This is a genomic window from Paraburkholderia sp. JHI2823 (assembly GCF_038900695.1).
In the GTDB taxonomy this organism is placed as follows: Bacteria; Pseudomonadota; Gammaproteobacteria; order Burkholderiales; family Burkholderiaceae; genus Paraburkholderia; species Paraburkholderia mimosarum.
In genome coordinates, this window is record NZ_JAYMRY010000019.1 from 85,808 (window position 1) to 100,738 (window position 14,931).

The 14,931-nt window shown below is 65.9% G+C and carries 10 protein-coding genes; 5 read left to right on the forward strand and 5 right to left on the reverse strand.

Features of this window, described 5'->3' with window-relative positions:
• Positions 1 to 18: 18 nt before the first annotated feature.
• Positions 19 to 945 (reverse strand): glycosyltransferase, encoded by a 927-nt coding sequence (locus tag VSR34_RS20920; protein ID WP_342963366.1) that lies wholly within the window; start codon positions 943 to 945, stop codon positions 19 to 21.
• Between the two features lie 11 nt (positions 946 to 956).
• Complete coding sequence (locus tag VSR34_RS20925) at positions 957 to 2,237, reverse strand: O-antigen ligase (protein WP_342963367.1); 1,281 nt, start codon at positions 2,235 to 2,237, stop codon at positions 957 to 959.
• 248 nt (positions 2,238 to 2,485) lie between these two features.
• Here VSR34_RS20925 and VSR34_RS20930 point away from each other — a divergent pair, with 248 nt between their 5' ends.
• Positions 2,486 to 3,646: a glycosyltransferase family 9 protein gene (locus VSR34_RS20930; protein WP_342963368.1), complete on the forward strand. Its 1,161-nt coding sequence runs from the start codon at positions 2,486 to 2,488 to the stop codon at positions 3,644 to 3,646.
• Positions 3,647 to 3,743: 97 nt separating this feature from the next.
• Here VSR34_RS20930 and msbA read toward each other — a convergent pair whose 3' ends face one another.
• Positions 3,744 to 5,528 (reverse strand): lipid A export permease/ATP-binding protein MsbA, encoded by a 1,785-nt coding sequence (gene msbA, locus VSR34_RS20935; protein ID WP_028230623.1) that lies wholly within the window; start codon positions 5,526 to 5,528, stop codon positions 3,744 to 3,746.
• Positions 5,529 to 5,887: 359 nt separating this feature from the next.
• Between msbA and VSR34_RS20940 the strand changes: the two genes are divergently transcribed.
• Both VSR34_RS20940 and VSR34_RS20945 read left to right on the forward strand, forming a co-directional pair.
• Positions 5,888 to 6,703: a glycosyltransferase family 2 protein gene (locus VSR34_RS20940; RefSeq protein WP_028230622.1), complete on the forward strand. Its 816-nt coding sequence runs from the start codon at positions 5,888 to 5,890 to the stop codon at positions 6,701 to 6,703.
• Positions 6,700 to 7,542 (forward strand): glycosyltransferase family 2 protein, encoded by an 843-nt coding sequence (locus VSR34_RS20945; protein ID WP_036018117.1) that lies wholly within the window; start codon positions 6,700 to 6,702, stop codon positions 7,540 to 7,542. Before VSR34_RS20940 ends, VSR34_RS20945 begins: the two co-directional genes overlap by 4 nt.
• A gap of 57 nt (positions 7,543 to 7,599) precedes the next feature.
• Here VSR34_RS20945 and dnaE read toward each other — a convergent pair whose 3' ends face one another.
• On the reverse strand, positions 7,600 to 11,157 hold the full coding sequence (gene dnaE, locus VSR34_RS20950) for a DNA polymerase III subunit alpha (RefSeq protein WP_028230621.1): 3,558 nt from the start codon (positions 11,155 to 11,157) through the stop codon (positions 7,600 to 7,602).
• 278 nt (positions 11,158 to 11,435) lie between these two features.
• On the opposite strand from dnaE, the gene VSR34_RS20955 reads away from it, so the two are divergent.
• Together VSR34_RS20955 and gluQRS are read left to right on the forward strand one after the other, a co-directional pair.
• On the forward strand, positions 11,436 to 12,317 hold the full coding sequence (locus VSR34_RS20955; protein ID WP_342963369.1) for a sulfurtransferase: 882 nt from the start codon (positions 11,436 to 11,438) through the stop codon (positions 12,315 to 12,317).
• 13 nt (positions 12,318 to 12,330) lie between these two features.
• The gene (gluQRS, locus tag VSR34_RS20960; protein WP_342963382.1) at positions 12,331 to 13,251 is read left to right on the forward strand and encodes a tRNA glutamyl-Q(34) synthetase GluQRS; all 921 of its coding nucleotides are present in this window, start codon (positions 12,331 to 12,333) and stop codon (positions 13,249 to 13,251) included.
• A 75-nt stretch (positions 13,252 to 13,326) separates the two neighbouring features.
• On the opposite strand, the gene VSR34_RS20965 is transcribed toward gluQRS, so the two are convergent.
• Entirely contained in the window at positions 13,327 to 14,814 is a 1,488-nt protein-coding gene (locus tag VSR34_RS20965; protein WP_028230618.1) for a DEAD/DEAH box helicase, read from the reverse strand.
• Positions 14,815 to 14,931: the final 117 nt, after the last annotated feature.

The window sequence follows — 14,931 nt, forward strand, 5'->3', positions numbered from 1 at the left end:
ATAGCGACGAGCGAGGTGTTACCGGCGCGCCGTGGCGGTCTCCTTGAGCGAGGCGGTGTGCTGAAGCTGCGACGGCAGATCGGGCTCCCACGCCTCGAGATCTTCGGTCGGGTAAAGGCCGAACGCGTACATCACACGCTTGAGACGGCTCACGAAGTTGGGGCGCGGCACGTTCGGCAGCGTGCCCGGCGCGGCGCCGGCCGTGCGGCTCATGTAGTTGCGCTTGAAATCGCGCTGCGAAACGCCCCATTTCATGAGGAATTCGCGACCGCCGCGGTTGCGGCGAATACGTCCCGTCGTGCGACAGCCGAAATGATAGATGCGGCTCGCGCCGACGGATCGGAACGTGCGGCAGCCCACCAGCCAGAGCTTCATCAGGAAGTCGTCGTCGCTGCTCATGCCGGGCCCGAACTCGATGCTGTAGCCGCCGACCCGCAGCCACAGCTCGCGGCTCACCAGGGTGGGCTGCAGCGCGATGCCGTCGCGATCGGCGGTATCCATCTTCGCGGCAAAAGCGAGCAACGCCGCTTCGTCGAAATCGGCAGGGCCGGTGCCGAAATGGGCAACGGTCACGAGGCCGTTGCCGGTATCGGTCGGCTCGATGATCTGGGAGGCCAGATAGGCCGGCGCCTCGCCGATCTCGCGCAGCGCGTCGACGAAAGCAGTGTCCCAATCCGGCGTGCAGAACATGTCGTCGTTCATGAACAGGATCCACTCGCGCGAGGCGAGACGCGCCACATCGTTGACGGCGATGCAGACGCCCACGTTCCCCTTGCTCCACGTATGGCGTATGCCCTGCTCGCGGACCCATTCGAGGGTGCCGTCGCTGCCGTCGTTCACGTGCACGAGAATCTCGTGCTCGAACGCGGAATGGCGCCGGATGCTGTCGACGCAGAGCTTCAGATACGGCAGGTTATTCCAGGTCGGGATCAGAATGCTGAACATGAAGGTGCGCCCTATGAAGGGTCCGATTTGTTATTCGCACGTTCCGCAATCGCCGCGAGGACGGCAATCACGGTCGCGTAGAACGCCACCGTGCTCTTCAGGTCGAAGGTCTCGACCGTCAGCCCGAAGACGAAAAACATCAGGACGAAAGCGAGGCCCATGAGCGCCGTACGCCTCGTCGTCCTCGACCCGGACTTCAGCTTCGCCGCGAAAAAGACCGCCGGCACGACGTAGATCGCAAGTAGCGCAAGACCGCCCACGATGCCGTAGTTGGCCATATAGGCGAGCAGCTGGTTGTGGACCTCGCCCTTGCCGAACATCGCTGCCACCGGGGTGAGCGCGCCCTGACTGGCCATCGAGTTCATCTTGTCGCGAAACCCGTCGCCGCCCAGGCCCAGCACCGGATGTTCGGCGATCAGTGTAGAGGCCGCCTCGTAGAGTTGCAGACGCACGCCGACCGGCGTGTCGCGGTGGCCGTGCATGTACTGCGTCAGGTCGGACGAAACGTCGTTGACGCGCCCGCGCACCGTCCCCGACAGCCCGTACGCGAGCCCGAGCATCAGCACGACGGCAACCGGCATCGCCACCTTCCAGTGCCAGGTCTTGTTGCGCCCGAGTTCCCAGACGATGAGCAGCGCAACGAGCGGAATCGCCGCCCAGCCGCCGCGCGAGCCGGACAGCAGCGAGGCGCCCAGACCGGCAAAGAGGCCGGCGATCTTGAGCGCGCGCAGGAACGCCGAATCCTTGCGCCACCAGTTCAGCGCAATCGCGGAGAGCACGCCGAGCGCGAGCGCGAGGTCGCCGAAATGGATCGGATTCAGGAACGCGCTGCCGATGCGGCCGTCGCCCCAGTCGCGGGGCAGGAACAGCGCAATGGCGAGTGCCGAGAGGGCACCAAACGTGAAGGATAGATCGGCCCAGGCGAAGATCCGCGCAGGCGCGCGGCGCAAGGCGAGGAAGACGGGCACCGCGAGCAGGAAGCGCGACGGCGAGTCCCAGGTCCGCAGCACGAGATGGCCATGCGCAAGCGTGCTGAGCGCCACGGCCGCCACGGGGCTACCCAGCGCGATGCAAAACGCCAGTGCGAGACGGTCGGGGCGCGCGTAGGCATACGGCGCACCGGCGGGCCGCCAGCACAATGCGCCAAGCGAGATGACCGCCGCGCCGATCGACACGGCGCTCGAGGCGCCCTGGACGAGCATGGCGATGGCGGGAAAAGCGAGGAGAAAGAGCGCGGTCAGCCAGTCGCCGGGCTCCGTGCGTCGGGAATCGATCGTAACTGCTGTCGGCATCGCTACACTGCTATGGTCGGTAAGGGCGGGATCACTCCGTCCCCGCGTGACGTCCTCACTACGCGGCTTTATGGGTGCGAAGCATGACGGGAAACCCACTATTGTACGCATACATCCCCCCCTTTCGAGACGGCGCTGCCAATTCCGCGCTGGCAAAGCCGGCGGCCACCAACGACCGGGGCCCGCCGCGGCACCCTGCGATTACAGCCGTGCTACAATGAACGGTTATCTGGAAATACACTAGACCCGTGTTTCAGCAGAGCAACTCAACCATTTCGTGGTTTTCGCCGCGTAGCTGGATCGACAATGCCGTTTCCCGGTCGACTGTGATCCCGTATCAGGGCGTGCCCTACGAGCCGGAGGCGTTTCTCGCCAGCACCAGCCGGCTCAAGATCGCGAAGAAATATCTGCACAAGCAGATCCTTCTGAGGGCGCACGGCCAGTTACGCCTCGAACGCGCGCATCTGGATCCCGCGCAGCGGATTCTGTGGATCTACGCCAAACGCAATTTCGGCGACGCCACGATGGACATGGCCGGCCGCGCGCTTCTCAAGGGCAAGGGCGTGAGCGTCGATCTGCTCGCCCTGCCGTCGCTGGTTCCGCTTTTCAACGAAGACGACGTATTCGGCAAGGTATACGGCGACCCGGGTGAAGTCGACGCGAGCCGCTACGACGCGGTTCTCCTGTCCGAATACAACCTCCCGTCGATTCGCCTCAAGACCCGGCACTTCGCGCATCTGCCCTACGCCGGCCTGTTCCGCTATTTCAACGGCCCGGACCGTAACCAGACCTGCTTCAGCTACGCCGGCATCAACGACGTGTTCTCGCTGGGCCACGACGCCGCCACGCTCGCGACCGTCAGCAAGCCCTATCTGGCCAGCCGCGCGGCAACGCGCGAGTCGGTGCGCGACTTGTTGCCGGGCCGGCCGTTCATCGTGGTCGCGGCCGGCGGCGTGGACCCGGATCGCACATATCAACGCTGGTCCGAAGTCATCGAGTTGCTGAGCCACTACGACGACGCGAGCGCGGCAAAGGAAATCGTCGTACTCGGATCGGACAACGGCGCGCAGATCGCGCAGCAGCTGTGCGCGCACGCACCCCGCAACGTGCGCATTCGCTCGCTGACCGGCAAGCTCACGTTCCTCCAGTCACGCGAGATCGTCGCGCACGCCGAACTATTCCTCGGCGCCGACGGTGGACTGATGCACGTCGCCCACACCACCGGCACGCCTGGCGTTTCGCTGTTTTCGCACCGCGAACCGCCTCGCTTGCGCTTGACCCAGGCCTGTCATTCCATTGGCCTGCAGGGCAGCGGCAACGTCAATACCATCCCGCCCGCGCAGGTCGTTGGCGCGGCGCTGCGGCAACTTGCCGCCCGCGAACCGGCCGCCGCCCCCTCGGCTGCCTGAGGCGGCCTTCTTGCCCCCGGCGCGCACGTCGCGCCGCCCCTGCACCTTCATGATGGCGACGCGCGGAGCTCGCGCGCCGCGCCACTGCGCAGCCGGATCAAGCAGCGCTTTGTTGATACTGGATCTTGTGCAGGTGCGCGTACATCCCGCTCGTCGCGAGCAGTTCCTGGTGCGTGCCGGATTCGACGATGCGGCCGCCATCCATCACGAGAATGCGGCTCGCGCGCTCGATCGTCGACAGGCGGTGCGCGATCACGAGCGTCGTGCGTCCGCGCATCAGCGTTTCCAGCGCCGCCTGCACGTGGCGCTCCGACTCCGAATCGAGCGCCGACGTCGCCTCGTCGAGAATCAGGATCGGCGCGTCCTTGTAGATCGCGCGGGCGATCGCCAGGCGCTGACGCTGACCGCCCGAGAACTTCATGCCGTTGTCGCCGATCAGCGTGTCGACGCCTTCGGGCAGCGCCGAGATGGTCTCCCACAGGTTCGCCGCGCGCAGCGCGCGCTCCACACGCGCGCGGTCGGCCGTCTGGCCATAGGCGACGTTGTTCGCGACCGTGTCGTTGAACAGCACCACGTCCTGGCTCACCATGGCGATCTGGTTGCGCAGCGCATGCACGTCGTAATCGGTGATCGGCACGCCATCGACGAGCACCTGGCCGCCGCTCGGATCGAAAAAGCGCGGTAGCAGATTCACGAGCGTGGTCTTGCCGCTGCCCGACGGCCCGGCGAGCGCCACCATTTCGCCGGGATTGATCCGGAACGACACATGATCGAGCGTCACCCGGCGACTCGCGCCATACGCGAACGATACGTCGCGGAACTCCACCTCGCCGCGCGCGCGAGCGAGCGGCAAGCCACCGCCGGCGGGCTCGGGCGGCTCGTCGATGAGGCCGAAAATCAGCTCGGCAGCCGTCATGCCGCGTTGCAGCGGCTGGTTCACGTCGATCAAATGCTTGAGCGGCGAGATCACGAGCAGCATCGACGTGACGAACGCCACGAAGCCGCCCACCGTTGTCTGGTCGTTCGACGCCTGCACGACCGCAATCGTGATGACGATCGCCAGCGCGATCGAAGCGAGGAACTGCGTGAGCGGCTGCGCGAGCCCGCCCGATACCGTCATGCGCATCTGATAGCCGCGCAGCCGGCGGCTCATTTCGCCGAAGCGCTCCTTTTCGTAGTCCTCGCCGTTGTGAACCTTGACGACCTTGTAGCCGCCGACGGTCTCCTCGACGATATAGGACAGATCGTTCGTGAGCATCTGGTGCTCGCGATTCAAGCGCCGCAAACGCCTGTTGATCTTGCTGACGAGCCAGCCGATGGCGGGCAGCAGCACGGCGACGATCAGCGTGAGACGCCAGTTCAGGTAGAACAGGTAACCCAGGAGAAAGATCACCGTGAGCGAATCGCGCACGAGCGTGACCAGCACGCCGAGCAGCACGCCGAGAATCTGGTTGACCTCGAACACGATCGCGTTGATGACCGTGCTCGCGGTTTCGCGCTGGAAGAAGCCGACACCCGCGTGGATCATGCGCTCGAACATCTTGAGCCGCAGCGCGAGCAGCACGCGGTTCGAGACGTATTGCAGCAAATACCCTGACGCGTATTGCGCGACGCCGCGCACGAGCGACAGCCCGATGACCGCGACGGGCACCAGCCATCGCGCCTTGTGGTCGCCTCGCGTCCCGAAGCCGTGGTCGAGCAGCGGCTTGAGCAGCGCGGGAATGCCTGCCTCGGTGGCGGCCACCACGCCCATTGCGACCACCCCTGCGAGGAGCACCCACATAAGCGGCTTCACATACGGCCACAGCCGCCGGCCGATCTCGACCGGCGACGACTTCGTGCCGGAGCCGATCGGCTTGCTCAAGGTTGATCTCTCGCTCAAAATTTCCTCTAGATACAGGTAGATCTGCCCGCCTCCCGGCAAACAGGTACGCCATTGTAAACGTTCGGCCCCGGAGTCGATCGATCCGCCCGGCTGCTGCGCGAGATGCGAAACCGTCCGGGAGCGCGCCGCGGCATGCGGCTTCGCGATTTCGTCGCGGGATGCGTTTTTGTATATACTCACCGGTCCGGCTTCGGCGCGCGAATGCACGCGGTTCCGGGCCAGGCCACCAAAAGGTCACTGCAAGGCCACTGCGGGGTCACGGCGAGGCCACGGCCAGCCCTTCTGCGATGCCGAGCCAGCCGTATCCGGCCTTCCTATCTTCTCCATCTTCTTCGGGCCATCGCGAGCCAGCGCCGATGAACGACAGCGCCAAACCCGATGCGATCAGTGTCATCGTCATCGTCAAAAACGAAGCACACGATATTCGCGACTGCCTTGCTTCCGTGCACGGCTGGGTCGACGAAATCGTCGTGCTCGACTCGGGGAGCACGGACGGCACCCAGGCCATTTGCCGCGAGTTCGGCGCGAGGGTCGTCGAAACCGACTGGCCCGGTTTCGGGCCGCAGAAGCAGCGCGCGCTCGAGATGGCCCGCGCCCCCTGGATTCTCTCGCTCGACGCCGACGAACGCGTGTCCCCCGCCCTGCGCGACGAGATTCTTGCGAGCGTGAAAGGGAACGGCGCCGAGTTGTTCCGCCTGCCCCGCCAGTCGAACTATTGCGGCAAGTGGATCCGCCACTCCGGCTGGTCGCCCGATTACGTCACGCGGCTCTTTCGCCGCGACGCCGCCCGCTTCTCGAACGATCTCGTTCACGAGCGCGTGATCGCCGCGCCCGAGGCGCGCGTGGGCACGCTCGCCGAGCCACTGATTCATTACAGCTTCCGCGACTTCTCGGAAGTGCTCGGCAAGATCGACAGCTATTCGAGCTACGGTGCGACCCAGGGCGCGGCGCGCGGCAAGCGCGGTGGCCTGCGCAAGGCGCTGCTACATGGTTTCTGGTCCTTCGTGCGCAGCTGGATCATCCAGCGCGGCTTCCTCGACGGCAAGATGGGCTTCGTGCTGGCCATCTCCAACGCCGAAGGCACCTACTACCGCTACCTCAAGCTGATGCTGCTGGAAACACAGCAGACGGCCACGACAAAGGCCCGCGACGAAGCCTCGGGGGGCCGATGAACACACGCCGCGACATGCTGATCTCCGTGATCGTGAGCACCTACAACCGGCCCGATGCGCTCGAGCGCGTGCTCGCCGGACTGGGCGCGCAATCCGACACACGCTACGAAATCATCGTCGCGGACGACGGCTCGGCCGATGCAACCCGCGAAACGGTCGAGCGCTGCGCGCAAGCGGGCGCGGTGCACATCGAGCACGTATGGCACCCGGACGAGGGCTTTCGCCTGGCCGAGATCCGCAACAAGGGCATCGTGCGAGCCCGCGGCGACTATCTGATCTTTCTCGACGGCGACTGCGTGCCGCAGCACGATTTCGTCCAGCGCCACCGGCAACTCGCAAGCGAGTGCGCCATCATCACCGGTAGCCGCATTCTGCTCGACGAAACACTCACGCAGCAGGTGATCGGCAAAAAAATGTCCCTGGCGGATCAGGGCTTCGGCTTCTGGGCGAAGCAGCGTCTCTCGGGCCACGTCAACAAGATCGCCCCCCTCTTCGTCAAGCTGCCGGATGGAAAGTGGCGCGACGTCGAGCAATTCAAGTGGCGCGGCATCAAGGGCTGCAACATGAGCGCCTGGCGCAGCGACATCGAGCGTGTGAACGGGTTCGATACCAGCTTCACCGGCTGGGGGCATGAGGACGCCGACTTCGTGGTGCGGCTCGCCAACTGCGGCGTGCACCGCAAGCTCGGCGCCTACGCGACGGAAATCTTCCACCTGTGGCATCGCGAGCAGCCGCGCACGCAGGCGAGCCCCAATCAGGAACGGGTCAAGGTGCGCATTGCGGACGGCACCGTGCGTGCCGAGCGCGGTCTGGCCGAACTCGCCAGTCAAGCGCGTTGAGACGGGCGAGGGAAAAAGCGCGTTGCCGCGCTCTACGCTTCCTCGCTCTACGCTTCCTCAGTAAACGATCTCAATCGAACTCCCGGCAAACTCGCCGCGCAACGCCGCGAGCAGATCGTCCGTAGGCTTGACCCGCCAGGCGTCGCCGAGGCGCACCTCGCCTTCCGCGCGATCGTTGCGGTAGGCGATCTGCACCGCGAGTCCGTTGGGAATCACCGCCTGCGAACGCTCGCCGCGATCGCGCCCGAACCCGCCGCGGCCGCGCGTTTGCTCTGCCGGCGCCGGCAGCGAGTCGTCGGGCCTTGCGCGATACGCTTCGAGCACGGTGCGCAGCGCGCCCGCGTTGGCGTTGCCATTCACCTGCACCTTCACGGCTTGCGCGTAGCGGCTGCGCGCACGCTCCAGATCCATTACGGTATCGACGGTGAAGCGAATGCCGCCCGTGAACGCGTCATTGCGCGCCCCGCCCTGCACGACGAGCAGCTCGTCTTCCTTGAAGAGCGCCTTGTGCGCCTCGAACTGCTCGTTGAATACCGTCACTTCGCACTGGCCGGTGCCGTCGTCGAGCAGCGCGATCAGCATCTTGCCGCGCTGGGTCATTTGCGTGCGCAACGAAGCGATCACGCCCGCGATCAGCTTGTCGCGCCCCTCTTTCAATTCGCCGATCTTCTGGCGCACGAAGCGGCGCACTTCGTCCTTGTAGGCATCGAAGAGGTGGCCCGAGAGATAAAAGCCAAGCGCGCCCTTCTCTTCCTGGAGCTTGCGCTTCTCGCCCCACGCGGGCTCGTCCACGAGTTCGTGCGCGGCGAGCGGCGCGTCGCCCATGTCGAACAGACCGGCCTGCATGGCGTTGGCGCTCGCCTGGTCGGCGGCTTCCATCGCCATCGGCACGGAGGCGAGCAGTTGCGCGCGGTTCGCATGGATGGTGTCGAACGCGCCGGCGCGGATCATCGCTTCGATCGTGCGGCGGTTCACCAGACGGCGATCGACACGCTCGCAGAAGTCGAACAGGTCCTTGAACGGACCGCCCTCTGTACGCGCACGCAAGATTTCTTCGATGGCGTTCTGGCCGCTGCCCTTGATCGCGCCCAGGCCATAACGGATCGTGCGCGAGCGCTTGCCCTCGGCGACGTGCTCGTCGGCGACCGGTTCGAAGCGATACGCCGACGCGTTGACGTCGGGCGGCAGCACCTTCATGCCGTTCGCGATGCAGTCCTCGAAGAGGATCTTCACCTTGTCGGTGTCGTCCATGGCGAGCGACATGTTCGCCGCCATGAATTCGGCCGGATGGTGCGCCTTGAGCCACGCCGTGTGATAAGCGAGGAGCGCGTACGCCGCGGCGTGCGACTTGTTGAAGCCGTAGCCCGCGAACTTCTCCATCAGGTCGAAGATCTCGTCGGACTTCTCGCGCGTGAGGCCGTTCTTCGCGGCGCCTTCCGCGAAGATCTCGCGGTGCTTGGCCATCTCCTCGGGCTTCTTCTTGCCCATCGCGCGGCGCAGCAGGTCGGCGCCGCCCAGCGAGTAGCCGCCGATGATCTGCGCCATCTGCATCACCTGCTCCTGGTAGACCATGATGCCGTAGGTCTCTTTCAGGACAGGTTCCACGCGAGGATCGGGATACTCCACCACTTCGCGGCCGTGCTTGCGCGCGCAGAAGCTCGGAATCAGATCCATCGGGCCAGGCCGGTACAGCGCCACGAGCGCGATGATGTCCTCGAAGCGGTCGGGCTGGGCGTCCTTCAGCATGCCCTGCATGCCGCGGCTTTCCAGCTGGAACACGGCAACCGTGTTGGCCTTCTTGAGGATCTGGAACGACGGCGCGTCGTCGAGCGGCACCTGCGCGAGCGACCAGTCTTTCTTCGACGGATCGAGCATGCGGATATAACGCTCGGCCCAGTCGAGGATGGTCAGCGTGGTGAGGCCCAGAAAGTCGAACTTCACGAGGCCGACGGCTTCCACGTCGTCCTTGTCGTACTGGCTCACGACGCCGCTTTCGTCCCCCTGCGTGTAGAGCGGGCAGAAGTCGGTGAGTTTGCCGGGCGCGATCAGCACGCCGCCCGCGTGCATGCCGACGTTGCGCGTGAGACCTTCCACGAGCTGCGCGAGATCGAGCAGCTGATGCACTTCGTCTTCGTTGTCGTAGCGCTCCTGGAGGAGCGGCTCTTCCTTCATCGCGTCGGCGATGGTGACGTGCTTGCCCGGCTTGAACGGGATGAGCTTGGCCACGCCGTCCGTGAAGTTGTAGCCGAGGTCGAGCACGCGGCCGATGTCGCGCACGGCCGCCTTGGCTGCCATCGTGCCGAAGGTGGCGATCTGCGAGACCGCATCGGCGCCGTACTTTTCCTTCACGTACTGAATGACGCGGTCGCGCCCGTGCTGGCAGAAGTCGATGTCGAAGTCGGGCATCGAGACGCGTTCCGGATTCAGGAAGCGCTCGAACAGCAGGTTGTAGCGCAGCGGATCCAGATCGGTGATGCCGAGCGCGTACGCAACGAGCGAGCCCGCGCCCGAGCCGCGGCCCGGGCCGACCGGCACGCCGTTGTTCTTGGCCCAGTTGATGAAGTCCGCGACGATCAGGAAGTAGCCCGGGAAGCCCATCTTGATGATGGTCCCGCACTCGAAATCGAGACGCTCGTTGTAGCGCGCGCGCTCGTTCTCGCGCTCGGCCTCGTTCGGGTAAAGCTGCACGAGGCGCTTTTCGAGGCCCTCCTTCGAAAGCTGCACGAGGTAGTCGTCGAGCGACATGCCGTCGGGCGTCGGAAAGAGCGGCAGTTTCGGTTTGCCGAGTTCGAGCGTGAGATTGCAGCGCCTGGCGATTTCGACGGTGTTCGTGATCGCCGAGGGAATGTCCGCGAAGAGCGCGGCCATTTCCTGCTGCGTACGAAACCGCTGTTCGGTCGTGAAGCGCTTCTGGCGGCGCGGATTGGCGAGGATGTCGCCTTCGGAGATACACACGCGCGCTTCGTGCGCGGTGTATTCCTCGTCGGTCATGAACTGCATGGGATGCGTGGCGACCACGGGCAGCCCGAGCGCCGCCGCGAGCGCCACCGCCTGCTCGACATACTGCTCGCCGCCGGGCTGCCCGCAGCGCTGCAGTTCGATGTAGTACGCGTTCGGAAACAGCTTCGCCCAGCGCTGCGCGTGACGCTTTGCGCTTTCGACGTTGCCCGCCGCGAGCGCGAGACCCACGTCGCCCTGCTGCGCGCCCGAGATGGCGAGCAGCCCTTCAGCCAGCCCTTGTTCGAGCCACGCGACATCGACTTCGGCGCGGCCGCGATGCTGGTTCGTGAGCCACGCCTTCGAAAGCAGCTCGCACAGGTTCAGGTAGCCGCGCTTGTTCTTCACGAGCAGCAGAAGCCGCGAAGGTTTGTCGCGGTCGTCGGGATTCATGATCCAGACGTCGCAGCCGGCAATGGGTTTGACCCCTTTGCCACGGGCTTCGGTGTAGAACCTGACGAGGCCGAATGCGTTGCCGAGGTCAGTGAGCGCGAGCGCGCCCTGGCCGTCTTTCGCCGCCGCCTTGACGAGGTCGTCGAGGCGCACGATGCCGTCGGCAATCGAAAATTCGGAGTGGACGCGGAGATGGACGAAGCGGGGATCTGACATGGCCGTGATTGTACCTCCAGGGTCGCGCGAATTTCGGCGCGCGATCGCATGCGCACGTGACGGTGGCGTGGACCAAGGCCTTGCACGAACTCAAGGGCGCCGCATGGCGCGTCGATTACGCCGCAGGTGGCGCGACGTGCGATTGGGGGATAATAGCGGATTGCGCCCGGCGCGCACCCTGCCCGATTTCCGATCGATTCCCAATGCGGGGAACCGGCAGTGCGCACGTCCGGCTCTGGTTTTCATGCGCGCGTCCGCTTCCAGTCGCGCACCTTTTCAGTTGCACCATGCGTATCCTCAATCTCTCCGCTTACCAGTTCGCCACGCTCGAGAAAACCGCCGAATGGCGCCCGCTCGTGCTCGAACGCTGCAAGTCGCTCGATTTGCGGGGCACGATCCTGCTCGCCCCGGAAGGCATCAACCTGTTCGTTGCCGGCGACGAGCCGAACGTGCGTGCGTTCATGGACTACATCAACCACGATCCGCTCTTCGAGGGCAAGTTCGCGACGCTGCGGTTCAAGGAAAGCTTCTCCGAAACGCGGCCCTTCAACCGCATGCTCGTGCGCCTCAAGCGCGAGATCATCACGATGAAGAAGCCCGCGATCCGCCCCGAGGAAGGCCGCGCGCCGTCGGTGGCGCCCGTCGTGCTCAAGCAATGGCTCGACCGCGGCTTCGACGACGCAGGCCGCCCCGTCGTCATGCTCGACACGCGCAATGCGTTCGAAGTGGACGTCGGCACGTTCGATCGCGCGCTCGACTATCGCATCAGCAAGTTCAGCGAATTCCCCGGCGTCATCGAGGCGAATCGCGCCGATCTCGAAGGCAAGACGGTCGTGTCCTTTTGCACGGGCGGCATCCGCTGCGAGAAGGCCGCGATCCACATGAAGGAAGTCGGCATCGAGCACGTCTATCAGCTCGAAGGCGGCATCCTCAAGTATTTCGAGGAAGTGGGCGGCGCGCACTACAACGGCGACTGCTTCGTGTTCGACCAGCGCACCGCACTCAATCCGCAGCTCGACCCGACCGACACGGTGCAGTGCTTCGCGTGCCGTGCCGTCGTCACGCCCGCCGCGCAGGCGTCGCCGCTTTATGTGGCCGGCAAGAGCTGCCCGGCGTGCCATCCCCAGCGCGCGGACGCGGCTGCGGCGTTTCCGGCGCAGGCGGCATAAGACGCGCGTGGGCGTGCCCTCCCAAGGCTATCGCGGGCGCTTCGCGCCTTCGCCCACCGGCCCGCTGCATTTCGGCTCGCTCGTTTCGGCGCTCGCGAGCTGGCTCGATGCGCGCGCGAACGGCGGCGCGTGGCTCGTGCGCATGGAGGACATCGACGGTCCGCGCACCGTGCCGGGCGCGGCCGAGGACATCCTCGCGACGCTCGCCGCCTTCGGCTTTCACGCTGACGAGCCGCCCCAGTGGCAAAGCCGCCGCACCGGTCTGTATCGCGCGGCACTCGACCGCCTGATCGCCTCGGGGCACGTCTACCCGTGCGGCTGCACGCGCAAGGAAATCGCCGATTCGCAGCTGCGCGCGCACCAGCGCAACACCACGCTGATCTATCCGGGCACCTGCCGCGACGGCCTGCACGGCAAGCCCGCGCGCGCGTGGCGGCTGCGCGTGCCGGACGACGCTCCCGCAAGCGCGCACGGCAATCCCGCGCTGATCCGTTTTCACGACCGCTGGCAAGGTCCCCAGCAACAGAACCTCGCGACCGAGGTCGGCGATTTCGTGCTGCTGCGCGCGGACGGCCAGTGGGCGTACCAGCTCGCCGTGGTCGTGGACGACGCCGAACAGCACATCACGCACGTGGTGCGCGGCGCGGATCTGCTCGATTCGACGGCGCGGCAAATCTGGCTCCAGCAGTGCCTCGGCGTGACCACGCCCGCGTATCTGCACGTGCCCATTGTCATGAACGCGGAAGGTGAAAAGCTCTCGAAGCAAACCGGCGCGCAAGCGCTCGATGCCTCGCGACCGCTCGAAGCGCTGATGGATGCCGCGCGGCATCTGGGGCTCGCGCTTCGCCACCCCGCGCCATCGACGCTCGAAGCGTTCCAGGCCGAAGCGATCGACGCCTGGAAGCGGCGGCTCGCCCAATTGCCAGCCGCATAAGCAAAAACGGCATGTCGCTCGAGGCGCCATGCCGTTTTCCCTTGCCTCGCGCGCGGATCCTGCGCGCGCCCCGACTCAGTTCGACGAAGACGACGTCGGCTTGTTGCGCCACGACGACCCGAGACCGCCCAGCAGCGCGGCGAGCGGCTGCTTCGTCTGCGCCTTTTGCGGCGCGGCGCTCGCGGGCTTGTCCTCGACCTTGTTGCGAGCGCCCGGCGAGGGCTCGTAGGGCTTCAGGAAGAAGTCGTCGATGGGTTGCGCGCGGTGATGATGGGTGCGCTCATGCGATGCCACGCGGCGGTGGGCGCCGCGCTCCGAACGGCCTTCGCGGCCCTCGCGGCTTTCGTAGCCATCGCGCTCGCGGCGGCGGCCGCCACCCTCGTGATGCGCGACCGGCACGTCGACCACGAGTCGCTCGACCGTGAGCGGACGCTTGATGAGCTTCTCGATATCGGCGAGCTGCTTCTTCTCGTTCGGGCTGCACAGCGACAGTGCGTCGCCCGACGCGCCCGCGCGGCCCGTGCGGCCGATGCGGTGCACGTAGTCTTCGGCGTTGAACGGCAGGTCGAAGTTGATGACGGCCGGCAGTTCGGCGATGTCGAGACCGCGCGCGGCGACGTCGGTTGCCACCAGCGCTTCGATCTCGCCGCGCTTGAAGGCGTCGAGCGCCTGCATGCGCTCGCTCTGCGAGCGGTCGCCGTGAATCGCCGCCGCGACGATGCCCTGCTTCTCGATCAGGCGGGCAAGGCGGCTTGCGCCGATCTTGCTGTTGCAAAACACGATCACCTGTTTCAGGCCCCGGTCGCGGATCAGCTGCACGACCGCCCCGGTCTTGTCGCCCTCGGGGACTTCGTAGACGACCTGCGTGACGTTGGTCGCGGTGGAATTGCTGCGCGCGACTTCGATGGTCTGCGGCGTGCGCAGGTAAGTCGCGGCCAGCTTCTTGATCTCGGCCGAGAACGTGGCCGAGAACAAGAGCGTCTGGCGCTCGGTCGGCAGCAGGTTCAGGATGCGCTGCAGGTCGGGCAGGAAGCCCATGTCGAGCATGCGGTCGGCTTCGTCGAGCACGAGCATCTGCACCTGGCCCAGGTTCGCGTTCTTCTGCTGCACGTGGTCGAGCAGACGGCCCGGCGTCGCGATCAGGATTTCCACGCCGCGGCGCAGCTCGTCGGACTGCGGATTCATGTCCACGCCGCCGAACACCACCGCGCTGCGCAGCGGCGTGTGCATCGCGTAGGTGCGCACGTTGTTGGCGACCTGGTCGGCCAGCTCCCGCGTGGGCGTGAGGATCAGCGCGCGCACCGGGTGGCGCGCGGGCGATGCGCTCGTGCTCGCCATCGGCAACAGGCGTTGCAGGATCGGCAGCGAGAAGCCCGCCGTCTTGCCGGTGCCGGTCTGCGCCGCGGCCAGCACGTCGCGACCCGTGAGCACCACGGGAATCGCCTCCGCCTGGATCGGCGTGGGCGTCGTGTAGCCCTGCTCCTTGATGGCCCTGAGGATTTCGGGTGCAAGGCCAAACTGGTCGAAGGTCGCAGTGCTGGGCTTGACGGCTGTGTCGGACATGGTGGCTTCGCTATAAAGGCGCTTCGCGCGCGAGGCGCGGGAGCGCCTCAAAAGGTCACTGCTGGTATTGCAGGTCAATGCAGCAGGTCGATGCAGGCCCGCGCCACAAAGAGGGCG

Bases quoted from the DNA above. Each gene is read 5' to 3' on its own strand.
- VSR34_RS20920 (WP_342963366.1), bottom strand. From the start codon at position 945: ATGTTCAGCATTCTGATCCCGACCTGGAATAACCTGCCGTATCTGAAG.
- VSR34_RS20925 (WP_342963367.1), bottom strand. From the start codon at position 2,237: ATGCCGACAGCAGTTACGATCGATTCCCGACGCACGGAGCCCGGCGAC.
- VSR34_RS20965 (WP_028230618.1), bottom strand. From the start codon at position 14,814: ATGTCCGACACAGCCGTCAAGCCCAGCACTGCGACCTTCGACCAGTTT.
- VSR34_RS20955 (WP_342963369.1), top strand. From the start codon at position 11,436: ATGCGTATCCTCAATCTCTCCGCTTACCAGTTCGCCACGCTCGAGAAA.
- VSR34_RS20945 (WP_036018117.1), top strand. From the start codon at position 6,700: ATGAACACACGCCGCGACATGCTGATCTCCGTGATCGTGAGCACCTAC.
- VSR34_RS20940 (WP_028230622.1), top strand. From the start codon at position 5,888: ATGAACGACAGCGCCAAACCCGATGCGATCAGTGTCATCGTCATCGTC.